The organism is Cupriavidus sp. 01L46, from assembly GCF_056399905.1.
In genome coordinates, this window is the sequence record NZ_JBFTSF010000001.1 from 138,463 (window position 1) to 159,057 (window position 20,595).

Annotated in this window: 20 protein-coding genes; 6 read left to right on the plus strand and 14 right to left on the minus strand. The window is 68.3% G+C overall.

Annotated features, from left to right (window positions below; all coding sequences use genetic code 11):
• Window positions 1-50 precede the first annotated feature (50 nt).
• From AC1DS3_RS00580 to AC1DS3_RS00595, 4 genes are all read left to right on the plus strand, one after another.
• Window positions 51-2,165, plus strand: coding sequence for a glycosyltransferase (locus tag AC1DS3_RS00580; RefSeq protein ID WP_477126537.1), 2,115 nt, complete (start codon window positions 51-53; stop codon window positions 2,163-2,165).
• Window positions 2,162-3,334 carry a glycosyltransferase family 4 protein gene (locus AC1DS3_RS00585; protein ID WP_441632614.1) on the plus strand — a complete coding sequence of 391 codons (1,173 nt, stop codon included), beginning with the start codon at window positions 2,162-2,164 and terminating at the stop codon, window positions 3,332-3,334. The genes AC1DS3_RS00580 and AC1DS3_RS00585 overlap by 4 nt, the downstream gene beginning before the upstream one ends.
• Complete coding sequence (locus AC1DS3_RS00590) at window positions 3,328-4,668, plus strand: hypothetical protein (RefSeq protein WP_441632616.1); 1,341 nt, start codon at window positions 3,328-3,330, stop codon at window positions 4,666-4,668. The genes AC1DS3_RS00585 and AC1DS3_RS00590 overlap by 7 nt, the downstream gene beginning before the upstream one ends.
• Before the next feature lie 85 nt (window positions 4,669-4,753).
• Entirely contained in the window at window positions 4,754-5,947 is a 1,194-nt protein-coding gene (locus AC1DS3_RS00595) for a glycosyltransferase (RefSeq protein ID WP_441632618.1), read from the plus strand.
• Window positions 5,948-6,000: 53 nt separating this feature from the next.
• Here AC1DS3_RS00595 and AC1DS3_RS00600 read toward each other — a convergent pair whose 3' ends face one another.
• The 12 genes from AC1DS3_RS00600 to AC1DS3_RS00655 form a co-directional block, all read right to left on the minus strand.
• The gene (locus AC1DS3_RS00600; RefSeq protein WP_441632620.1) at window positions 6,001-7,263 is read right to left on the minus strand and encodes a glycosyltransferase WbuB; all 1,263 of its coding nucleotides are present in this window, start codon (window positions 7,261-7,263) and stop codon (window positions 6,001-6,003) included.
• Between the two features lie 100 nt (window positions 7,264-7,363).
• Window positions 7,364-8,464 (minus strand): glycosyltransferase, encoded by a 1,101-nt coding sequence (locus AC1DS3_RS00605; RefSeq protein ID WP_441632622.1) that lies wholly within the window; start codon window positions 8,462-8,464, stop codon window positions 7,364-7,366.
• 1 nt (window position 8,465) lies between these two features.
• Window positions 8,466-9,512, minus strand: a complete 1,047-nt coding sequence (locus tag AC1DS3_RS00610; protein ID WP_441632624.1) for a GDP-L-fucose synthase family protein — start codon at window positions 9,510-9,512, stop codon at window positions 8,466-8,468.
• Entirely contained in the window at window positions 9,505-10,725 is a 1,221-nt protein-coding gene (gene gmd, locus AC1DS3_RS00615) for a GDP-mannose 4,6-dehydratase (protein WP_441632625.1), read from the minus strand. The genes AC1DS3_RS00610 and gmd overlap by 8 nt, the downstream gene beginning before the upstream one ends.
• Window positions 10,712-12,136, minus strand: coding sequence for a mannose-1-phosphate guanylyltransferase/mannose-6-phosphate isomerase (locus AC1DS3_RS00620; protein WP_441632627.1), 1,425 nt, complete (start codon window positions 12,134-12,136; stop codon window positions 10,712-10,714). Before AC1DS3_RS00620 ends, gmd begins: the two co-directional genes overlap by 14 nt.
• Window positions 12,137-12,373: 237 nt before the next feature.
• A complete protein-coding gene (locus AC1DS3_RS00625) occupies window positions 12,374-12,706 on the minus strand; it encodes a hypothetical protein (protein ID WP_441632629.1) in 333 nt (110 codons plus the stop codon).
• A gap of 496 nt (window positions 12,707-13,202) precedes the next feature.
• Window positions 13,203-14,036 (minus strand): ABC transporter ATP-binding protein, encoded by an 834-nt coding sequence (locus tag AC1DS3_RS00630; protein ID WP_441632631.1) that lies wholly within the window; start codon window positions 14,034-14,036, stop codon window positions 13,203-13,205.
• Window positions 14,033-14,797 (minus strand): ABC transporter permease, encoded by a 765-nt coding sequence (locus AC1DS3_RS00635; protein WP_441632633.1) that lies wholly within the window; start codon window positions 14,795-14,797, stop codon window positions 14,033-14,035. Before AC1DS3_RS00635 ends, AC1DS3_RS00630 begins: the two co-directional genes overlap by 4 nt.
• Window position 14,798: 1 nt before the next feature.
• Window positions 14,799-15,791, minus strand: a complete 993-nt coding sequence (locus tag AC1DS3_RS00640) for an ABC transporter substrate-binding protein (protein WP_441632635.1) — start codon at window positions 15,789-15,791, stop codon at window positions 14,799-14,801.
• 86 nt (window positions 15,792-15,877) lie between these two features.
• The gene (locus AC1DS3_RS00645; protein WP_477126538.1) at window positions 15,878-16,510 is read right to left on the minus strand and encodes a GntR family transcriptional regulator; all 633 of its coding nucleotides are present in this window, start codon (window positions 16,508-16,510) and stop codon (window positions 15,878-15,880) included.
• The gene (locus tag AC1DS3_RS00650; RefSeq protein WP_441632639.1) at window positions 16,468-17,880 is read right to left on the minus strand and encodes an AtzE family amidohydrolase; all 1,413 of its coding nucleotides are present in this window, start codon (window positions 17,878-17,880) and stop codon (window positions 16,468-16,470) included. The genes AC1DS3_RS00645 and AC1DS3_RS00650 overlap by 43 nt, the downstream gene beginning before the upstream one ends.
• Window positions 17,877-18,068 carry a DUF4089 domain-containing protein gene (locus AC1DS3_RS00655; RefSeq protein WP_174425783.1) on the minus strand — a complete coding sequence of 64 codons (192 nt, stop codon included), beginning with the start codon at window positions 18,066-18,068 and terminating at the stop codon, window positions 17,877-17,879. The genes AC1DS3_RS00650 and AC1DS3_RS00655 overlap by 4 nt, the downstream gene beginning before the upstream one ends.
• Window positions 18,069-18,545: 477 nt before the next feature.
• Here AC1DS3_RS00655 and AC1DS3_RS00660 point away from each other — a divergent pair, with 477 nt between their 5' ends.
• Window positions 18,546-18,671: a hypothetical protein gene (locus AC1DS3_RS00660; protein ID WP_441632642.1), complete on the plus strand. Its 126-nt coding sequence runs from the start codon at window positions 18,546-18,548 to the stop codon at window positions 18,669-18,671.
• 77 nt (window positions 18,672-18,748) lie between these two features.
• Complete coding sequence (cynS, locus tag AC1DS3_RS00665; protein WP_174425784.1) at window positions 18,749-19,192, plus strand: cyanase; 444 nt, start codon at window positions 18,749-18,751, stop codon at window positions 19,190-19,192.
• A 161-nt stretch (window positions 19,193-19,353) separates the two neighbouring features.
• Here cynS and AC1DS3_RS00670 read toward each other — a convergent pair whose 3' ends face one another.
• Entirely contained in the window at window positions 19,354-19,797 is a 444-nt protein-coding gene (locus AC1DS3_RS00670; protein ID WP_477126539.1) for a nucleoside deaminase, read from the minus strand.
• Window positions 19,798-19,946: 149 nt separating this feature from the next.
• Complete coding sequence (locus tag AC1DS3_RS00675) at window positions 19,947-20,552, minus strand: response regulator (RefSeq protein ID WP_477126540.1); 606 nt, start codon at window positions 20,550-20,552, stop codon at window positions 19,947-19,949.
• Window positions 20,553-20,595: the final 43 nt, after the last annotated feature.

Below are 20,595 nucleotides of genomic sequence, written 5' to 3' on the forward strand. Positions count from 1 at the left end.
ATGCTCGCGCCGTCATGCCACAGCGTCATTGAGCGGGGAGCGGGACCGCCATGAAGCTGCTCGGATTCCTCGTCTATGCGGTGCTTTCGCAGGGGATCGGCGCGGTCACCGGCCTGCTGCTGGCCCGTTGGCTTGAGGTGGGCGACTACGCCATCTACACCGTGGTCGGCCTCATCATGGGCGCCATCGCCATCGTCACCAAGGGTGGCATCCAGCTTGGCCTGAACGCGCTGCTGGGCAAGACCTGGCCGGACCGGGAGCGTGCCGCGGAACTGGCCTGCGCGGCCATGGGCCAGCGCTGGAAGCTCTCCGCCTGGCTATTGCCGGTGGTGCTGGCGATCGCCGCGTGGCTGCTGTATCGCAACCATGCTGGCGTGCTCCTGATCGTGTTGCTGCTGGCGCTGTTGCTGACGACCTGGTACTTCGACATGCAATCGCGCGTCGTGGACCAGGTGCTGCTGTTTGCCAACCGCGCGCCCGCGCTGCAGGCGCTGGATACCGGCTTGTCCGTGGGCCGCCTGGTGCTGTCGTCCGCGCTCTACGCGCTGGGCCTGCTCGGCGTGCTGGGCGCGACCCTCGTCAACGTGCTGTTCGCGGGACTGCGCGTGCCGTTTGTGCGGCGCTGGATCGCGCGTGAGATACCACTGGCGGCGCACGCCGGCAGCGCGGGCAAGGCGGAAGACAGCCAATACATCGGCCGCATCATGCGGCGGCAATTGCCGCTGGAGGCGTTCTACTGCGTCCAGGGGCAACTGGTGTTTGCCATCGTCGCCTATCACGGCGCGGTCGGGCAAACGGCCTCGCTGGGCGCGCTGTCGCGCATCGGGCAATTGCTGATGCCGGTGGGCGCCGTGGTCGCCGCGTATGTGATTCCGCGCTTCGCGCAAGCGCGCGACGGCGTGCTGCGGCGCTTTGCCGGCTGGGTGGCGCTGGCTTGCCTGCCTGCCGCCGCGCTGGTGCTTCTTGCCGCGACATGGCCGGGGTTGCTGCTGTGGCTGGTGGGGCCGAACTACGCCTCGCTGGGCGCCGAACTGATGATCGCCTGCCTTGGCGCGGGCGTTGCCAGCGTGGTCGGCATCGCCTGGCAGTTGCTGGCCAACCGCGGCCTGAATCATTTTGCCTTCGTGCAGGTGCCGGTGGTGCTGGCCTGGTGCGCGGCCTACCGGCGCCCGGACATGCTCCAGCGCTGCCTGCGGGCCGCTACCGCGCTCGTGCCGGCGCCGGATCAACTGATCGTGGTCTGCCGCGGCGCGGACGATCCCGACACGGCGGCGTGGCTGGCAAATACGGCGCAGGCTCGCTATCCGGCGTTGCGGGTAGTCAAGGTGACCGAGCCCGGCGTGGTGGCTGCCATGAATGCCGGCCTGCCGCACGCAACCGGCGAGCTGCTCGCGATCCTGGACGACGACGCGCTGCCGCGCGCGGACTGGCTGGCCCGCTTGCTGCCCCACTTTGCCGATGCCGCGGTGGGCGGCGCTGGCGGCCGTGATGTCGTGCGCAGCGCCGATGGCGCGCCACTGGCCGTGCCGGATGTGCCGCTGGCCGGCTATCGCGACGGCTGGGGCAGGATCATCGGCGAGACCCATCGGGTGTGCGGCGCGCCGCGCGCGGTGGAAACGCTCAAGGGCTGCAACTGGATCCTGCGCCGGGCGGCGCTTGGCACCGCGCGCTTTGACGAGCGGCTGCAGGGGCAGGGCGCGCAGCCCGGCAACGAGACGTGGATGTGCCAGATGCTTCGCCACGCAGGATGGCGCCTGGTGCTCGATCCCGGCGCCATCGTCGATCACTATCCGGCCGCGCGCTACAACTACGAGCGCCAGAGCTATGGGCGCAGGCGCTGTTTCGAAGAGACCTGCAACATGACGGCGATCTCGATGGCATACGCACCGCCGGCGATGCGCCTGCGGCTGGTGCTGTTCCAGCTGCTGGTGGGGTCGCGCAGTTGCCCCGGCGCTTACTTCCTGGCGCACAGCCTGCTCAAGCGTCCACGCAGCCTGCCCGGGCAATTGCTGGGTGGCTGGGGTGGTTTCGTGCAGGGCGTGCGCCTGGCGGGCACGCTGCGCATGCAGCCGCCCGGCCGGCCCACGCGCTGCGCCGGGCCGCCCGCGCAAGCCGTGCCCGCGGGGGCGAGGCTCGATGGCCCCCCACAGGGGAGCGAAGCATGAAAGCCCTCGTCACGCATCCCGGCCTGCAGCATTCGCACCAGATGGCACAGGCGCTTTATGAGCACGACATGCTCAAGCAATACTGGTCCGGTGTGCCGGTGCGCGCCCCGGGCGAAGCGCCGCCCTGGTGGCTGCCGGCCGGATATCGCGCCAAGGTGCGCGAGGTCGCCATCCCCAAGGCCCTGCGGCGGCACCCGGTGTTTTTTCCCGGTGTGCTCAAGCTTGGACTCAATCGCTATGTCGGCCGCTCCGGGTCGGCCTACGCGCACCGGATCTTCCATCTGTTCGACCAATGGGTGGCCGCCCGGGTGGAGGCGGTGCGCCCGGATGTGGTGGTCGCCTACGAGAACTCTGCGCTACGGACCTTCCAGGCGGCGCGGCGCATCGGCGCGCGCTGCGTGCTGGAGGCACCCTCCGTGCATCATCGCGCGGCCGAAGCCATGGTGCCGGTCGAGGACCGCACCTACCTTGCACAGATCAACGCGCAAAAAGATGCGGAGATCGCGCTGGCGGACATCATCATCACCTGCTCGGCGTTTGCCGCGCGTACCTACATCGACGCCGGCGTGCCCCCGGCCAAGCTCAAGCCGATCCTGCTTGGCGCAACGCTGCCGGACGGCGTCCGCCGCCAGCGGCTCGCCGGCGGCCCGCGCTTTGTGTTCGCCGGGGCGGTGCGCGTGGGCAAAGGCATCGACCTGCTGCTTGACGCATTCGCGCGGGTGCGGGAGCGGGTGCCGGAGGCGGAGCTGGTGCTTGCCGGTGCGCTAGTGGAGCCGGAGCTGGGCGGGCGCATCGCTGCCACGCCGGGCGTGCTTCAGCTTGGCGCGTTGCCGCAGCCGGCGCTGTTCCAGGTATTTGCCGATGCCGACTGCTTCGTGCTGCCGTCGCGCTTCGATTCCTTTGGCATGGTGGTAGCCGAGGCCCTGGCATGCGGCACGCCGGTGCTGCTCTCGGATCGGGTCGGTGCGAAAGAAATCATCGATGAATTCCCGCAGGCCGGGTGGGTGGTGCCGCTTTGCGCGGACGCGCTGTACCAACGCATGCTGGCCCTGGCGATAGATCGCGCGCAGCTGGAGCGGGCGCGCGCCCATGCCCGTAGCGCCGGGCAGAAGTACACCTGGGCGAGGTACCGCCTGAGTGCAGCCGAAACGGTAGGCGCGCTATGCTGAGCCATTCCCTTCCCTACGCGAAACCCGCCGTGCCAGCCCGCCGGGCGCGCGTCACCGTGTTCGGGCGGATCTTCATCACCGTCTTCGTGATTGCCGTGTTCGAGGGCGCCGCGCGCAAGTGGGTCTCGGATTCGCTCACCATGCCGCTGATCCTGCTGCGCGACCTGATGGTGGTGTATGCGCTGTACCACGCGGCGCGCTATTCAGGCTTTACCCCGGCGCGGCGCACCGTGCGCATGCTGCTGTGGTGGTCGGCCATTGTTTGCTTCTGGGGCTTGCTGCAGCTTGCTGCGGGCATCAACTCGCTGCCCATTTTCCTGATCGGCGTGCGCTTCTGGCTGCTGTACCTGTGGTTTGCCTACGCCGCGGCCGAGCTGCTCGAGGAGCAGGACCTGCAAGCCATCTCCAAGGCCGCGCTTGCCATGCTGCTGATCATGGCTCCGCTGGCACTGATGCAGCATTTTCAACCGCCGGAGAGTTTCCTCAATCGTCAGATCGAGGGCGATCCGGATACGGTTTTCCGCGTGACGGCCGACGTGGTGCGCACCACGGGCACCTTCTCGTTCACGCTGGGCTACACCTTGTTCCTGGCGATCGTCAGCCCCTTCGCGCTGGAGGCCGTACTGGGCGAGCAGAAGCCGGGGCTCTGGGGCAAGCTGCATTCGCTTGCGGTCATCGGCAGTCTGTTCATCGCCTCGCTGGTCAGCGGGTCGCGTTCGGCCATCCTGCTGTTGCCGATCGTGTTTGGCATCGCGCTGCTGGCAAGCTTGCGCTACGGCAAGGGAAAACGGCGCAGGGCGGCGGTGTCGTGGGGCATTGTTTCCATCCTCATGAGCGTGGTCATCGTGCTGTTCGTCAGCTCGGCGGTGGACGCGACCTTGGAGCGCTTCAGTTCCGCGGCGCAGATGGAGAGCTTCGGCGACCGGGTGGAGTCGATGTTCTTCGGTGTTAACGATATTTCGGCCGAGCAGAGCCTGCTTGGGAGCGGGCTCGGGCTTGGCAGCAACCTGGCCAACTACTTCCTGCAGACCGGCCTGCTGTTCGTGATCAGCGAAACCGAGACCGGCCGCGTCATCGGCGAGATGGGCCTGGTCGGCTATCTGAGCATCTTGCTCAAGGCGCTGATCTTCATCAACGGCATGTGGCGCGCATTGCGCGTGGCCAGGCGCACCGGCAGCGCTTTTCTCATCCTGATGTGGACCGTTGCCATCTTCGGGCTGACCTCCTGGCCGATAGTCGGGCAACTCACGGCCAACGCGCTTGGCTTCGTGTTTGCCGGCATTACGCTGGCGGCCACGCGGCAAGCGAGCCAACGCTTGTATCACCCCGGCTAAGCCCTGTCCCGGATCGGCATGACGAAATCAGGACAGAAAAAAACGACACGGCAACGACCAGCTATCCGCACACTTTTCAATCGCCATGAAAATCATCTTGTTGGGTCACCCCGCCTTCTTTGGCAGCCACAGCATGGACCGCTTTGCCGCGATGATCATCGACGGCATGCGCGCGCGCGGCCACCAGGCTGAACTATGGACCCCCGCCGCCGTGATGTGCCGCCTGCCGGCGCGCGGTGGGCTGCGAAAATGGCTGGGCTACATCGACCAGTACATCCTGTTCCCGATGCTTGCGCTCTGGCGTCTGCGCAAGGTCGACAAGGACACCTTGCTGGTGCTGGCCGATCATGCGCTGGGCATCTGGATGCCGCTGCTGCGCCATCGTCCGCACGTGGTGCATTGCCATGATTTCATTGCCTTGCGCACGCTCGCTGGCGAGTTCCCCGAGCACGGGCTTTCGGCCAGCGGGCACACCTACCAGTCGCTGATCCGTTGGGGCCTGTTGCAGGGAAGGGCGTTTATCGCCGTCTCCAACAAGACCATGCGCGACCTGCGGCGCCTGCATCCGTGCGCGCCCGAGGCCGCGTGGGTGGTCTACAACGGGATGAACTTTCCGTTCCACAGGATGGGCACCACCGAAGCGCTGGCCTGCCTGCAGCGCGCTGGCGTGCCGGCCGATCCGCAAGGCATGCTGGTGCATGTCGGCGGCAACCAGTGGTACAAGAACCGCGAAGGCGTGCTGGCGCTCTACCTCGCCTATTGCCGGCAGTGCGGCGAGCCGCGGGCGCTGTGGATGATCGGTGGCGATCCCACCGCGGAAATGCGCGAGCAGGGCCAGCGGGCAATCGCCTTTGGCGGCAGCGTGCGCTTCCTGACGGGGCTGCCCACCGAGGCGGTGCAGGCAGCCTACTCACTGGCCGCCGTGATGCTGTTTCCGAGCCTGGAAGAAGGCTTTGGCTGGCCCATCATCGAAGCCATGGCATGCGGCGCGCCGGTGCTGACCACCAACCGCGCGCCGATGACCGAGATCGGTGGCGACCAGGTGCAGCTGCTTGAACCGATGGCCAGCGGTGACATGGAAGGTTGGGCGCAACGCGGTGCGGACATGCTGGCCGCGATGCTCGCATGGCCGCAAGCGCGGCGCGCCAAGGTGGCCGCGCGCTCGATCGCGTGGGCCGGGAACTTCTCCGCCGAGAAGGCCATGGACCAGTACGAGAGCATCTATCTCACGGTGCTGGCAGCGGCTTCGGTGGAAGATCGCGTGTCGGTGGACGCCTGAACACCTGAACACCTGAACACCTGAACACCTGAACACCTGAACGGTGGCGTGTGCTATTCGCTGCCGAGCCCGGCGGTGCTGGGCGCGCCGGCGGGCTGGTGCCTGATCAGCGCGAACAGCGCCTTCTCCAGTTCGCCCAGCACCATGTCGCGGTCCAGGTGCTGCTCGGCCCAGCGCCGGCCCGCGTTGCCCAGGTGCGCGCGCAGCGCGGGCTGCGCCGCCAGCGTGTCGATGGCGGCGGCCAGCGCGGCCGCGTCGCCCGGCGGCACCACCACGCCGCATTGCGCAACCACGCGGCCAAGTTCCGTGTCCGGCTGCGCGGTGGCGACCACCGGGCGAGCGCTGGCCAGCATGCCGGTCAGCTTCGAGGGCATGACCAGGTCGGCGGCGCCGGCGCGTTGTGGCAGCAGGTGAACGTCGGCGGCGGCCAGCAACGAGGCAAACATGCCGGCGGGCTGCAAGGGCAGGAAGCGCACCTGTGGCAGCCCCGCGCAGGCGGCCTCCAGCGCGGGGCGCCCGGCGCCGTCGCCGCAGAAGATGAAGTGCAGGCGTTCATGGCCATCGAGCAGGCGGGCGGCATCAGCCATGACATCCAGCCCCTGCTTGGCGCCCATATTGCCCGAGTACAGCGCCACCACGGCATCAGCCGGGATGCCCAGCGCGCGGCGCGCCAGCGTGGCGCTGCCGGCGCCGATTTCCCTCAGGTTGACCCAGTTGGGCAGCAAGGCCGCGCGCTCGGGCTCCGTGCCCTTGCCGCGCGCCAGCGAGACCATGGCCTGCGAGATCGACGAGACCCGGTCAAAGCGCATCATCAACTGATGCTCCACGCGGTGCGCCACGCGGCGCAGCCAGGGCCGGCGGAGCAGCCCCAGCGCAAACGCCGCGTCGACCTCGTAGTCCTGCACATGCAGCCAGGTCTTGCAGCCGCTCCAGCGCGCGAACAGCAAAGCGGCCGGCGCGCACATCAGCGGGGGCTCCACCACGAACAGCACATCCGGGCGCCAGCGCAACTGGGCCATCAGGCTGGGCAGGCTGGCTACGGCAAAGCTTGCCAGGTGCAGCAGCCGCGCGATGCCGCCTGGCTTGCGCGGTACCCACAGCGGCGCGCGATACACCTCCACCCAGTGCCGCCGCTCGCGGCTGTATTGCCATGCGCGATAGCCCTCGCCCACGCGCCACGCCGGATAGTACGGCGGCGCGGTGACCACCCGCACCTCATGGCCGCGCGCGGCCAGCCACTCGGCCTGCTCGCAGGTGTACTTGCCGATGCCGGTCAGCTCGGGCGCATAGTTCAGGCAGTACATGAGTATCTTCATGGCAACGGTAGCGTCAGTGGCATCGATGCTCTGTATGGGTACGCAGCCGTCACGCCCGCTGCGGTGCGCAGGGTGCGTGCCGGCATATGCCGGCGTGCGCCTAGTCCGCGGCCATGATCCGCACGCAGCCAGCCGCCATGGCCCTGCCCGCGGAGGCAGGAGAGTCCTCCAGCGCGGCGGCCTGGCAGCGCTCGGCGGTGGCGGCGGCATCCGCAAAACGCGTGGGCACCTGCACCAGGCACCTGGCCAGCGCACCGGCGTCGCCCGCCTTGAAATACAGGCCGGTGACGCCGTCGCGTATCAGTTCGCCGGCGTCGTCGTTGTTTACGCTCACCACCACCGGGCAGCCATAGCTCAGTGCCTCGCGCACCAGCGGGTGCCAGCGCTGCGCGGCGTCGGGCAGCACCAGGCAGCTCGCCTTGCGGTACTCCACGGCGCAGTCGGCCGGCGCCATCGCGCCCAGGAAGCGTACCGACGGCCCCAGCCCGAGCGCGTCGGCCATGGTGCGCAGCCGGCCATAGGCGCGGCCGGTGCCCACCAGCGATAACGTCGCCGCCGGCCACGCCTGCCGCGCGCCGGCAAAGGCATAGAGCAGCAGCACCAGGGCCGGATCGTGCGTGAGCGCGCCAACATGCAGGAAATGCGGCGCATGCGGCGGCGCAGCGCGCTCGACCCGCTCGCGCCGTTCGGCGGCGGCATCGAATCCGTCCGGCAGCACGGCCGGCGGGCGGCAAGCAAAGATCTTGCACGGGGGAACGTCGGCGGCAATGGCGCGCGCGCAGCCGCGCTCGCTGCCCACGAAGACGCCCTGGCAATGGCGCAGCAATACCGCGTCTGCCAGTGCGCCAAAGCGCCCAGGCACGCTGGCAAAGGCGGCCCCGTGGAAGAAGGCCGCGCGCCGCCGCCCAAGCGCCATGCTGGCCAGCAGCATGGCCCAGTTCTCGAGCCGGCTCTGGCCCGCCAGCACCACCAGCGCGCCGGGGCTGAGCGAGATGGCGCGCATCTGCTGCAGGCAGCGCCTCCACAGGCCCGCATCCGCGCTGCCCGTGGGAAAGATGACCTGCCCGGGCCAGAGCGTGCCGGGACACGCTGCCGCGCCGTTGGCGGCCGAGGTAGCCGAGGTAGCCGACGTTGCGGACGCTGCGGACGCAGTGGCCTGAGGCCGCGCGCGCTTGCCGGGATGGCGGAGCAGGGGTTTCATGTCAGGCCTCCACGTGTTGTGCCGGTGCTGTGCCATGCGCCAGCCTTCCGCTCTGCAGCGCATCCAGGTAGGCCAGCCGCAGGCCGTCGCGCAGCGCCACGGCCGGTTGCCAGCCCGTGGCGGCAAGGGCCGTGCAGTCGAGCCGCTTGCGCGGTGTGCCGTCGGGCTTGCCGCTGTCGAAGACGATGTCGCCGCGAAACCCCACGGTCTGCGCCACCAGCCTCGCCAGCTCGCGCACGCTGACTTCCTCGCTGCTGCCCACGTTCAGGAATCCGGCCGGCGCGGTCTGGCGGTACACGTCCTCGGTCAGCGCCATCACATGCAGGCATGCCGCGGCCAGGTCGTCCGCGTAGAGGAACTCGCGCAGCGGCGTGCCGCTGCCCCACACCAGCACGTGCTGGGCGTGCGCCATGCCGGCTTCGTGGAAGCGCCGCAGCAGGCCCGGTATCACGTGGCTGTTGTCGGGGTGATAGTTGTCGCCCGGGCCGTAGAGATTGGTCGGCATCACGCTGCGGTAGTCGGTGCCGTACTGGCGGTTGTAGCTCTCGCACAGCGCAATGCCGGCGATCTTGGCCAGGGCGTAGGGGGCGTTGGTGGGTTCCAGCGGCCCGGAAAGCAGCGCGGCTTCGCTGATGGGCTGGGGTGCGAACTTCGGGTAGATGCAGCTCGAGCCGAGGAATAGCAGGCGCTTCACGCCCGCGCGCCAGGCTTCGTGGATGACGATGGCCGCGATCATCAGGTTCTGCTGGATGAACTCGGCGGGAAAGGTGTGGTTGGCGTGGATGCCGCCTACGCGCGCGGCTGCCAGGTAGACCGTGTCGATGCCCTGGGTGGCAAAGAACGCGCGCACCTGCTGCTGGTCGGTTAGGTCGAGCTCGGCGTGGCCGCGCGTGACGATGTCGGCCTGGCCGCGCGCGTCCAGCGCACGCACGATGGCTGAGCCGACCATGCCGCGGTGGCCCGCCACGAACACCCGCGCTTGCCGCGCTGGCTGGGACGCGGATGACGGCGCGGGGTCGCTTGACACTGCGGTGCTGGCTTCACTCATGATGGTCGTAGGCCCGGAAGCCAGCCAGCTTGACGAACGCATCGCGCCGCGCAGCGGCAAAGTCCGCTTGCATCATTTCCCGCACCAGGGCCCCGAAGCTCGTGCGCGGCGACCAGCCCAGCTGTTCGCGCGCCTTGCTGGCGTCGCCCAGCAACGTCTCGACTTCGGTCGGGCGGAAGTAGCGCGGATCCACCCGCACAATGATGTCGCCCGGCTTGCAGCGCGCTGCCACCGGGCAGGTGGCGACATCGACGCGGGCCACCACGCCCACCTCGCTGGCGCCCTCGCCCTCGAAGCGCACCGCGATGCCGAGCTCCAGGGCGGCCAGCTGCACGAACTCGCGCACGCTGTGCTGCTCGCCGCTGGCGATCACGTAGTCCTCGGGTTTGTCCTGCTGCAGCATCAGCCACTGCATTTCCACGTAGTCGCGCGCGTGGCCCCAGTCGCGCAGGGCCGACAGGTTGCCGAGATAGAGCGTGTCCTGCAGCCCCAGCACGATGCGCGCCATTGCCCGCGTGATCTTGCGCGTGACAAAGGTCTCGCCGCGCACCGGGCTCTCATGGTTGAACAGGATGCCGTTGCAGGCATACATGCCGTAGGCCTCGCGATAGTTCACCGTGATCCAGTAGGCGTACAACTTGGCGGCTGCATAGGGGCTGCGCGGGTAGAACGGCGTGGTCTCAATCTGTGGTGTTGCCTGCACCAGGCCGTACAGCTCGGATGTGGACGCCTGGTAGAAGCGCGCTTGCTTCTCCAGGCCAAGGATGCGCACGGCTTCGAGCAGGCGCAGCGTGCCCAGCGCGTCCGTGTTGGCGGTGTATTCCGGCTCCTCGAACGACACCTGCACGTGGCTTTGCGCCGCCAGGTTGTAGATTTCATCAGGTTGCGATTGCTGCACCACCCGCACCAGGCTGGCGGCGTCGGTCATGTCGCCGTGATGCAGGATCAGGCTGCGCCTGGGCGCTTGCGGATCCTGGTACAGGTGGTCGATGCGCTCGGTGTTGAACAGCGAACTGCGGCGCTTGATGCCGTGCACCTCGTAGCCTTTGGCAATCAGCAGCTCACACAGGTAGGCGCCGTCCTGGCCGGTGATGCCGGTGATCAGCGCGCGGCGCGGGCGTTGCACCCCTGCGCTGCCGGTGTTGCCGCTGGCCTCGGGCTGCAGCTCGGCGGTCGCGAGCCGGCCGATGGGTTCGAGCTCATGTGCGCCCATAGATATCTGCCATCCGGATGATGTCGTCTTCGCCAAGGTAGGAGCCGGACTGGATCTCGATCAGTTCGAGCGGGATCCGGCCGGGGTTTTCAAGGCTGTGCGCCTCGCCGATCGGGATATAGGTGGATTGGTCTTCGGTCAGCAGGTACTCGACGTCTCCGCGGCGCACGCGCGCCGTGCCGGAAACCACCACCCAGTGCTCGGCACGGTGGTGATGCAGTTGCAGCGAGAGCTTGGCGCCGGGTTTGACCGTGATGCGCTTGACCTGGTAGCGCGTACCGTGGTCCACCGCGTCGTAGGCGCCCCAGGGCCGGTATACCTTGCGATGCTGGGTGGCCTCGGGGCGGCCCTGGGCGCGCACCGTTTCCACAAGTTGCTTCACGTCCTGGCAGTGATCCTTGTGGACCACCAGCACCACGTCCGGCGTTTCCACCACCATCACGTCGTCCAGGCCGGCGACCGCCACCATCCGGTGCGAGGCGTGGACGAGGCAGCCCTGCGCGTGGTGCGTGACCACGTCGCCGATGGCCACGTTGCCATCGGCGGTCTTCTCGGCGGCCTTCCAGACCGCATCCCAGGAGCCCACGTCGCTCCAGTCGGCGGACAGCGGGGCCATTTGCGCGTCACGCAGGTGCTCCATCACGGCGTAGTCGATCGAGTCGGAGCGGCAGGCGGCGAAAGCGTCTGTGTCGAGCCGGAAGAAATCCAGGTCGCGGTGGCCGCGCACCATCGCCTCTTGCGCGGCCAGCAGGATGTCGGGGGCGAACCGCTCCAGCGCGGCGAGATAGACGGAGGCGCGGAACAGGAAGATGCCGCTGTTCCAGAAGCAGTTGCCTTCCTGCAGGTAGCCGGTGGCCATTTCCAGCGAGGGCTTTTCGACGAAGCGCGCGACCGGCAGCAAGTCGGCCGTATTGCTGGGCACCGCCTTGATATAGCCGTAGCCGGTGGCGGCAAACGTGGGCACCACGCCCAGCGTCACCACCACGCCCGTTGCGGCCACGGCGCTGGCCTGGCACACGGTCTGCGTGAAGGCGGCGCGGTCGCGGATCAGGTGATCGGACGGCAGCACCAGCAGCACCGGGTCCGCGCCGCCGCCGCGCGCTTGCAGCGCGGCCACCGCCGCGGCGGGCGCGGTATTGCGCGGATGCGGCTCGAGCACGATGGCGGACAGCGCACAGCCTGCCTCCCGCGCTTGCTCGGCCACCACAAAACGGTGCGCTTCGTTGCTGACCAGGATCGGGGCTTGCGCACCGGGAATCTCCCGCACCCGCAACAGGGTGTCCTGCAGCAGCGAGTCCTGTCCGAGCAGGCGCAGGAACTGCTTGGGATAGCCGTCGCGCGACAATGGCCACAGCCGCGAGCCCGCGCCGCCACACAGGATGACCGGTACGATCTGCTTGTCGTCTGCCATGGCATGTCTCCTTCACGCAGCACGAAGCCTGGCTCGCGTTCGTGGGGAGCCGGGTGACGGGTAGTGAGGTGACTGTACTGCCGGGCCGCGGGGGGGACTGTTGGCTAGCACACACTCGATGGCGCACTGGCGCGGCGTGCCGGGTGCGCTATGCGAGCACAAAAAAAGACGCCGTCTGCGCGCAAGGCGGGGACGGCGTATGTGGCTACCTTGCCGGGGTAAATCGGCTTAGCCGGCTTAGCGGGTCCAGTAGCCGGGCCGCATCACCCAGCCGCCGTGCGGGCTTTGCACCCAGCGCTCGGGCACATAGCGGTGACCGGGGCGTTCGCGTTGCCAGTAGCCGCCGCGCCAGGCATAGCTGCCGCCGTGGGCGTTCCAATGCCCCGGCACCCATGCCTGGCCGGGGCGGCCCTGCGGGCGCGGCTCATAGCGCGGCGGAGGCGGCGCGGGGCGCATGTGCGGGGTGCCGTGGTAGCCCGGGGGATAGGCCTGGGCCTGGGCCGGCGAGATCAGGCCAAGCGCGGCGCCGGCGGCAAGGGTAGTGAGGGCGAGCAGCAGTTGGCGTTTCATGGTTCAACTCCGGGGGGCGAGCGATGCATTGGATTCGGGGGCGGCGCGTGCGTGTTACCTGAGGCTGCTCAATAGCGGTCGTGGTAACGGTACGGCGGCGGGCCGCCACGCGGGGGCACCACGATGCAGGCGGACAGCAGGGCCGCTGCGGAGGAGAGCAGGACAACCAGGGCGATGGCGCGTTTCATGTTGGGGACTCCGTGACTGGCTTCGCGTTGAACATGGCCTCACTGTAGCCATCGGGCCCGCGCCGGTGTGCTTGCACTTGTAAGGCGCAATCACACTTTCAAGGGCCCCGGCTTCACCTTTGGCGAGGCATTCCGGGGCCTTGCGCGCCACCCGCCAGGCCTTGCCGGCGTTGGGCGTACGGGTGGTGGTGCGGGGCCGGCCGCAGCCTCGAAAAGAAAAGGGACCGTGGCCGGTCCCGTAATGTGGCGTTACATCGGAAATAATTCTCGCAAGGATTTGCCAGTGCAGCGGCCCGTTTGCGCGCGTCTCAGCGTGCCCGCACCTCGCGCTGGAACACCGTCAGCGCATGCGCGCGGGTGGCGATGAAGCGCGGATCGGCCACCGCCTGCGCATCGCGCGGGCGCGGCATGTCGAAGTCGATCGCCTCGGCCACGCGCGTGGGCCGGCGCGTCAGCAGCAGGATGCGGTCGGCCAGGAAGACCGCGTCTTCCAGGTCGTGCGAGACGATCACCATGGTGGTGCCCTCCGCCAGTTGCACTTCCTGGAGCTTGTCGCGAATGAACAGGGTGGTCTCGAAATCCAGCGCGGAAAAAGGTTCGTCGAGGAACAGCACCTCGGGCCGCGGCGCCAGCGCGCGCATGATGCAGATCAGCTGCTGCTGCCCGCCCGAGAGCTCATAGGGAAAGCGGTTAACGTCGAAGCGCACGTCGAAGGCGCGCAGCAGCTCCTCGGTGCGCGCCTTGGCCTGCGCCTCCGGCATGCCTTTGCGGCGCAGCGGGTAGGCCACGTTGTCGCGCGCGGAGATCCACGGCAGCAGGGCGTCCCGGTAGTTCTGGAAGACGTAGCCGATCACGGTCTGGCGCAGCGTCTTGCCATCGAACAGCACCTCGCCCCGGTCGAGGGGCAACAGGCCCGCCACCATGTTGATCAGCGTCGACTTGCCGCAGCCATTGGGCCCGAAGATCGAGACGATCTTGCCGCGCGGCAGGTCCAGGTCGAGATGCTGGTACAGCGGCACGCCGCCGAAGGCCTTGGACAGGCCGCGGATGGTGACATGGACCTCGCGCCCGGCCGGTGCGGCCACCAGCGGCGATGGCGGCGGCGCGTCGGCCACGCCGGCGCCCGATTGCAGGACTCTCATTTGCCGCTCCAGTGGACAAAGCGCTTCTCCAGCATGAAGAAGGCCAGGTTGAGCACGTAGCCGAGCGCGCCGGTGACCAGGATGGCGGCGTACATGCTGCGGATATTGAAGACCTGCTGCGCATCGATGATGCGGTGGCCAAGGCCCGTGTCCGAGCCGATGAACATCTCCGCCACGATCACGATCACCAGCGACATCGACACGCCGGTGCGCAGCCCGACAAAGGTCTGCGGCAGGCTCTCCATCAGCAGCACATCCTTGAACACGTGCCATTTCGATACGCCCATGGCCTGCACCGCCAGCACGCGCGTCTTCCTGGCGTTCATCACGCCATATGCGCTGTTGAACAGGATCAGCAGCACCGCCGCGAAGGCGGCAATGGCGATCTTGTTCGCATCCGACAGGCCGAACAGCAGCATGAACAGCGGGATCAGCGCGGATGACGGCGTGGAGCGGAAGAAGTCGATCAGGAACTCCACGCTGCGATAGGCCGGGACCGAGCTGCCCAGCGCCACACCCAGCGGCACGCCGATCACCGCGGCGATCGCGAACGCATAGAAGGTGCGCGAGACGGTGGCCAGCAGGTCCGCGCTGAAGGAACCGTCGGCAACGCTTGCGAACAGCACCCCGAGCGTTGCCGCCGGCGATGGCAGCAGCACCGGGTTGACCCATTTGGCCGACACCGCCGCTTGCCACAGCGCCAGCAGCGCCAGTGGGCCGATCAGCGGCAGCAGCCGCGGCGCCAGGTTGGATGCACGCATGTCAGCCCCGGTAGAGCATGTCCGCCACCGGCACCCGCCGGGCAAACAGCTTGCGGTCGTGGAAGACGTCGAAGAATTTCTGGAAGGCCTCGATATCGGCCGGCTTGAACTCGTTGTAGAGCGTGAAGCCGGGTAGCGGCACTTCCCTGGCCAGCTGGTCGTCGATGCTGGTGTAGCCCTTCAGGAAGGGGCGCACCTTGACGGGATCCTTGCGTACCATGTCGATGGCCTGGCCGTAGGCGGCGATAAAGCGTTTCGACAACTCGGGGCTGGACGAGAGGAAGGCCGAGGTCAGCGAAGCCGAGCCGCCAAACCACGGCAGGCTGGCGTTGCCCAGCACGTAGCGCGAGATCACGCCGTACTCCAGCGCGCGGCAGGTGCCGTTGAGCCGGCCCACGGTGCCGGTGGGTTCCAGCGTGTAGACCGCGTCGAGCTGGCCCGCGGCCAGCGCGGCCACGTGCTGGCCTACCGGCAACTCGACGGGTTTGACGTCGGCATAGCCGTTCTTCTCGAAGATCACCCTGGCCAGCGTCACGTTCTGGATGCCGGGGCCGCAGCCGATGCGCTTGCCCTTGAGATCGGCCAGGGTCTTGAACGGGCTGTCCTTGGCCACCAGGATTTCATCAAGCAGCAGTGTGGCGTTGGACGGGTTGGCGGCAAAGATCTTGCACAGGCCGGGCGAAGTGATCTCGCCCAGGCCCAGCGCCGCGGAAGCCGTGCCGTTGGCCGAGCCCTCGATGCGCCCGGCGATCATGGCCTCCACCACTTGCTGGGCGCTGGCGAACTTCACGGCTTCCACCTCCAGGCCGGCTCGCTTGAACAGCCCCGTTTCGATGCCCGCATACAGCGGGATGCCGCCGGCGATCGGCCAGAAGCCCAGGCGGATCTTCGGCGTCTGCGCGCGCACGATGGCAGGCGCGGCCAGCATCGCACCGGCGGCAAGGCCCTGGCGCAGGGCGAGGCGGCGGCGTGGGTTGAAGCGTGAATCGGTCATGGTGATCTCGCGGCTAAAGGAGTGGAGGGACAAAATCAGGAGACGCCCGGTAGCGCCGCGCCCAGGTGGGGCTATCGCGGTGCATGTCAGGCGCGCGCGCGCGCGCCGTCGGTGCGTATCGTCTGCAAGCGGTGCAGCGTGATCTTGCGCACTTCGGCGCGGCTTTCTTCAATATGGCTGGACAGCAGCAGCACGGCCTGCTCCGCGCGCTGGCGCTGGATCTCGCGCAGGATGGCGGCGTGCTCGTCGTAGGTGGCGGTCACGCGCGCGGCGTAGGTGAAATCGAGCCGGCGGATGATGCGGATGCGCTCGGTCACCTGCCGGTGCACGCTGGCGATTTCGCGATTGCCCGCCGCTGCTACCAGTGCCGCGTGAAAGGCCTCATCGTGCTGCGCCACCAGGCGGCCGTCGTCCAGGCGCGCGTTCCGCGGCACCTGCCAGAACTGCGCAAGCTGGGCCAGCGCGCCGTGATCCACCGTGGGCGTGGCGTGCGTGCACAGCATGCGCACGGCGTTGACCTCGATCAGCTTGCGCAGCTCGTAGAGCTCGTCGAAGCGTGTGAAATCCAGCGGCACCACCTCCCAGCCGCTGCGGAAATACACCTGCACGAAGATGTCGTCGCGCAGCTGCGCGTAGACCGCTTCGGCGCGTGAAACCACACGGACCTCGGCGCCGCTCATGCCGCGGCCCGCGCGAGCAATGCGGATGGCCGCGGGCATGCGGCCACACCTGCGGCCTCCAGCGCCTGGGCGGCTGCAAAGGCCAGGTCCTCGCGCCACGGCGGCGCGATCAGTTGCACGCCTAGCGGCAAGCCGTCGGGGCCGGCCAGCGGCACCGTGAGCACCGGCAGGCCGATGCACGAGATGGGCTGGGTCAGCAGGCCCAGGCTGGCGCGCGCTGGCAGTACCTGGCCGTTGATGTCGATGCTCTCTTGCCCGGCCAGCGGCGCTGCCACCGGCGTGGCCGGGGCGATCAGCAGCTCGGCGCGCATGAAGGCGTCGAGCAGTTCCTGGCGAAAGGCCGCGCGCACCTGCTGTGCGCGCACATACCACGCGGCCGGCAGCACCAGCCCGGCAGCCAGGCGGTCGCGCGAGAGCGGCTCCATCTGCGCATACTGGTGCCGCAGATGCTCGCGGTGCAGGTGCCCGCCCTCGGTGCCGGTGATGACGAAGGCGGCCGAGCGCGCGGCCGCCGCGCCCGGCAGATGGATCACGCCCGTGGCTTCGAGCGCATCGGCCACGCGCTGCGCGGCGGCGCGCGCATCGGGGCCGGCCATGTCGTCGAAGTAGCCGCCCAGGCGTGCCGCGCGCACGCGCATCGGCGCCTGCCCGCTGACGGCTTCGAGCGGGCGGCGCGCGCAGGCCGGATCCCGGGCGTCGGCGAACTGCAGCATATCGTAGGCCGCCGCGAGGTCCGCCACCGAGCGTGCGAAGGGGCCGACGTGGTCCAGGCTGTGCACGAACGGATAGCTGCCGCGGCGGGACAGCCGCCCATAAGTGGGCTTGAGCCCGAAGATGCCGGTGAGCGCCGCCGGCACGCGGATCGAGCCATTGGTGTCCGAGCCTAGCGACAGCGGCACCAGGCCCGCGGCCACCGCCGCCGCGCTGCCGCCGGAGGAGCCGCCCGCCACGCGGGCCAGGTCGTGCGGATTGCGGCAGGTGCCCCGATGCGCGTTCTCGGTGGTGAAGCCGTAGGCGAACTCGTCCATGTTGAGCGTGCCCACCAGCACCGCGCCCGCCTCGCGCATGCGCGAAACCAGCACCGCGTCGCGCCGGGCCGGTGCGGCGCCGGCCAGCACGCGAGAGCCCGCCAGCGTGGTGAGGTCCGCCACGTCGAACAGGTTTTTCACGGCGTAGGGCACACCCGCCAGCGGCGGCAGCCGCGCGCCTTGGGCGCGCAGCGCATCGACGCGGCGCGCCTCGCCCAGCGCGCGCTCGCGCGTCACGGCGGTGAAGGCGTGCAGCAGCGGGTCGCAGGCCTCGATGCGCGCGAGCGTGGCGGTGGCCACATCCAGCGCGCTGCGCGCGCCGGTGTCGATGTCGCTGCGGATCGCCAGCGCGGAGTCGAACAAGGGTTCGCGCGCGTTCATGGCCGGTACACCGGAGCCGGCTCGTCGTGCGCATCCAGCGGGTGCGCCAGCATGGGTGCCGCGACCGCGGCCACGCGTAGGAATTGTTCGATCACGCGCGCCTCGGCGTCCTTGGGCAGCTCCAGCCCGTGCAGCTTGAGCGCGCTGCGGGCGTAGTGCGCCAGCGTCTCGTCGCAAAGTTGGGTCATGGCATTTCTCCGGGAGTTCGTGGGTCTCAGGCCACGGCCTGCAGGGGGCGCGCTGTGCGGCCGTTGTGCCCTGCTTGTATGCGATCTTGTATGCAAGCAATGGCTGTGCCACGTGCGGTGCGACGCGATGCACGGCGTGCGGCAGGATGCCACCCGCCGCGCTGCACCGCTTGGGGGCGAGGGTGCAATGCCAGGTGCGCACGCGCGGCGTGATTCACCGCGGCAGTGCGTGCGCCGCAGCGGCCTTGGTGCGCCTGCGTGTTGCGCCCGCGCTTGCATGCGCCACCTGGCGAAGCGTCAAGTGTCCCGTGCAGTGGCATGAACCTTGCGCGGAGCGCTTTGTCACGGGAGCGCGCGCGTGGTCATTCTGGCGATGCGCGCAACGATCCATGCTGGCACGCGGTGACATTGCCTGATGCATGCCTGAAGCGTGCCGGACGCGTCACCATCTAGTGCGCATGAACCTGCGGAGGTGCGATGCCGATCCTTCTTGTCGTGTTGGCGCTGCAGGCCCTCGTGCCGGGTGCTACGTCCTTTGCCGCGCTGGTGCGATACGACAACGCGCGCACCGCGGCTTGCACGCGGCTGGATGGGCTTCCCTGACATCGTCCGGCGCTAGTGCCGCCCCGTCGCGGCATCCGCCCCCAAGCCAATCCAGAATCCAGAGGAGCGCAAATCCAATGAATCGCAGCGATATCACTGACCTGATCATCGAGGCCAAGGTCACCAAAGGCATCCGGTGGTCCGATGTGGCCGAGAAGGTCGGCAAGAGCAAGGAGTGGACGACCGCCGCGTGCCTGGGCCAGATGGCCTTCGACGCGCCCGGCGCGCAGGCCGTGATGGAGATCTTCGGCTTGCCGCCGGAGGCCGAGCCGTGGCTGCGCACCGTGCCTTACAAGGGCTCGCTGCCCACGCCCGTGCCGACCGATCCGCTGATCTACCGCTTCTATGAACTGGTCAGCATCTACGGGACGACCTTCAAGGCCCTGATCCACGAAGAGTTTGGCGACGGCATCATGAGCGCGATCGATTTCCGCATGGACCTGCAGCGCGAGGCCGATCCGAATGGCGATCGCGTGAAGATCGAGATGTCGGGCAAGTTCCTGCCCTACAAAACCTACTGACCGGGGCTGGCGCCCAGGCGCTTTGCGCCACGCAGAAACGGGTACGCCCCCTGTTCCGGCCTGCTGAAAATCACGCAGAAACGGGTACGGAGCGGCCCTGACGGTCACGCAGAAACGGGTACGCTTTGCTTTGCGGCCCGTTTTTGCGCATGGTTTTCGCCCTATGCCCCATACAGTTGCGCTGCTGTCATCCCCGCCGGCAGGCGCGTGAGCGGCAGCGGCGGCGGATCCAGCGGCAGGCGCAGCGCCTGGTAGGCGGCCTCGCTCGAAAGCCCGTAGGGTGCGGCGTCGGCATTGTCGAAGGCGTAGTACACCGCCTCCACGCCGGTCATGATCAACGCGGCCAGGCACATCGGGCACGGATGCCCGCTGGCGTACACCACGGCACCCTTGAGGCTCGGCCGGCCGAGTTTGCGGCACGCGGCGCGGATGGCCTGCATCTCCGCGTGCGTGGTGGGATCGAAGCTGTGCTCGATGTCATTGACGCCGGTCGCCACCTGCTCGCCATCGAGCGTGAGCACCGCGCCAAAGGGGCGGCCGCCGCGCGCGCGATTGGCGTGCGCCAGGCGTACGGCTTCCCGCAGGTGTTGTTCATGGATGGACATGGGGATCTCCGGGAAGGGGGGTGTGGCTAGAGCAGATAGTCCTTTGCCGCACGCGATGCATGTAAATATGAAACTTTGCGCATCAGGGTATTTGAAAAAAATGATATACAATGGCGACGCTGAATCCCGCCATTGCGCCTGCCCAAATCCTAGGCTGGCGTGCCAGGGCCGACCTGCAAGGTCACCACCAGCGACTGCAGCACGGACATCGGGATTGGCTTGGAAAAGACGCGGATATGCCCGGGAATGCCGCCGCGGTCCGCAATGGCATGCTTGTCCAGCGAAGTCACCACGACGATGCGCGTGGCGGCAAACTCTTGCTGCGCGTCGATGGTCCTGCACAGGCGGAAGCCATCGATGCCAGGCATGATCAGATCCAGGAGGACAAGGTCGGGTTTGCTGCTGCCAATGAGCAGCAGGCCGTCGTATCCGTTCGTGGCCTCGAGTATTTCGACCGACGGGTTGAGGGTTTCCAGCGCCATGCGGTAAATCTGCAGCAGGTGTTCGTCGTCTTCCACCAGCAGTACGCGAAACGCCTTTCCCGCCGGGGCGGCTGCCGCTGTCGTGGGCGCGGCGGTCTGGCTGCGCTGGTCGGCCACCATGCGGTCGACCGAATCGGCCGGGATCCTGCGATGTCCGCCGTCGGTCTTCCACGCGGGCCGCCGGCCATTTTCGACCCAGAGCTGGACCGTGCGCAGGGAGACGCCCAGCATCTCGGCAGCGGTCTTGGTGGAATAAAAGCGCAGATCGGTCATATGGCCTCTTCAACTGACGCAACGCGCGCCGGGTGAGGCCGCG

Excerpts from the sequence above, each read along its gene's own strand:
- AC1DS3_RS00580 (WP_477126537.1), top strand. The coding sequence starts at position 51 with ATGAAGCTGCTCGGATTCCTCGTCTATGCGGTGCTTTCGCAGGGGATC.
- AC1DS3_RS00585 (WP_441632614.1), top strand. The coding sequence starts at position 2,162 with ATGAAAGCCCTCGTCACGCATCCCGGCCTGCAGCATTCGCACCAGATG.
- AC1DS3_RS00590 (WP_441632616.1), top strand. The coding sequence starts at position 3,328 with ATGCTGAGCCATTCCCTTCCCTACGCGAAACCCGCCGTGCCAGCCCGC.
- AC1DS3_RS00595 (WP_441632618.1), top strand. The coding sequence starts at position 4,754 with ATGAAAATCATCTTGTTGGGTCACCCCGCCTTCTTTGGCAGCCACAGC.
- AC1DS3_RS00600 (WP_441632620.1), bottom strand. The coding sequence starts at position 7,263 with ATGAAGATACTCATGTACTGCCTGAACTATGCGCCCGAGCTGACCGGC.
- AC1DS3_RS00605 (WP_441632622.1), bottom strand. The coding sequence starts at position 8,464 with ATGAAACCCCTGCTCCGCCATCCCGGCAAGCGCGCGCGGCCTCAGGCC.
- AC1DS3_RS00610 (WP_441632624.1), bottom strand. The coding sequence starts at position 9,512 with ATGAGTGAAGCCAGCACCGCAGTGTCAAGCGACCCCGCGCCGTCATCC.
- gmd (WP_441632625.1), bottom strand. The coding sequence starts at position 10,725 with ATGGGCGCACATGAGCTCGAACCCATCGGCCGGCTCGCGACCGCCGAG.
- AC1DS3_RS00620 (WP_441632627.1), bottom strand. The coding sequence starts at position 12,136 with ATGGCAGACGACAAGCAGATCGTACCGGTCATCCTGTGTGGCGGCGCG.
- AC1DS3_RS00625 (WP_441632629.1), bottom strand. The coding sequence starts at position 12,706 with ATGAAACGCCAACTGCTGCTCGCCCTCACTACCCTTGCCGCCGGCGCC.
- AC1DS3_RS00630 (WP_441632631.1), bottom strand. The coding sequence starts at position 14,036 with ATGAGAGTCCTGCAATCGGGCGCCGGCGTGGCCGACGCGCCGCCGCCA.
- AC1DS3_RS00635 (WP_441632633.1), bottom strand. The coding sequence starts at position 14,797 with ATGCGTGCATCCAACCTGGCGCCGCGGCTGCTGCCGCTGATCGGCCCA.
- AC1DS3_RS00640 (WP_441632635.1), bottom strand. The coding sequence starts at position 15,791 with ATGACCGATTCACGCTTCAACCCACGCCGCCGCCTCGCCCTGCGCCAG.
- AC1DS3_RS00645 (WP_477126538.1), bottom strand. The coding sequence starts at position 16,510 with ATGCCCGCGGCCATCCGCATTGCTCGCGCGGGCCGCGGCATGAGCGGC.
- AC1DS3_RS00650 (WP_441632639.1), bottom strand. The coding sequence starts at position 17,880 with ATGAACGCGCGCGAACCCTTGTTCGACTCCGCGCTGGCGATCCGCAGC.
- AC1DS3_RS00655 (WP_174425783.1), bottom strand. The coding sequence starts at position 18,068 with ATGACCCAACTTTGCGACGAGACGCTGGCGCACTACGCCCGCAGCGCG.
- AC1DS3_RS00660 (WP_441632642.1), top strand. The coding sequence starts at position 18,546 with ATGCCGATCCTTCTTGTCGTGTTGGCGCTGCAGGCCCTCGTGCCGGGT.
- cynS (WP_174425784.1), top strand. The coding sequence starts at position 18,749 with ATGAATCGCAGCGATATCACTGACCTGATCATCGAGGCCAAGGTCACC.
- AC1DS3_RS00670 (WP_477126539.1), bottom strand. The coding sequence starts at position 19,797 with ATGTCCATCCATGAACAACACCTGCGGGAAGCCGTACGCCTGGCGCAC.
- AC1DS3_RS00675 (WP_477126540.1), bottom strand. The coding sequence starts at position 20,552 with ATGACCGATCTGCGCTTTTATTCCACCAAGACCGCTGCCGAGATGCTG.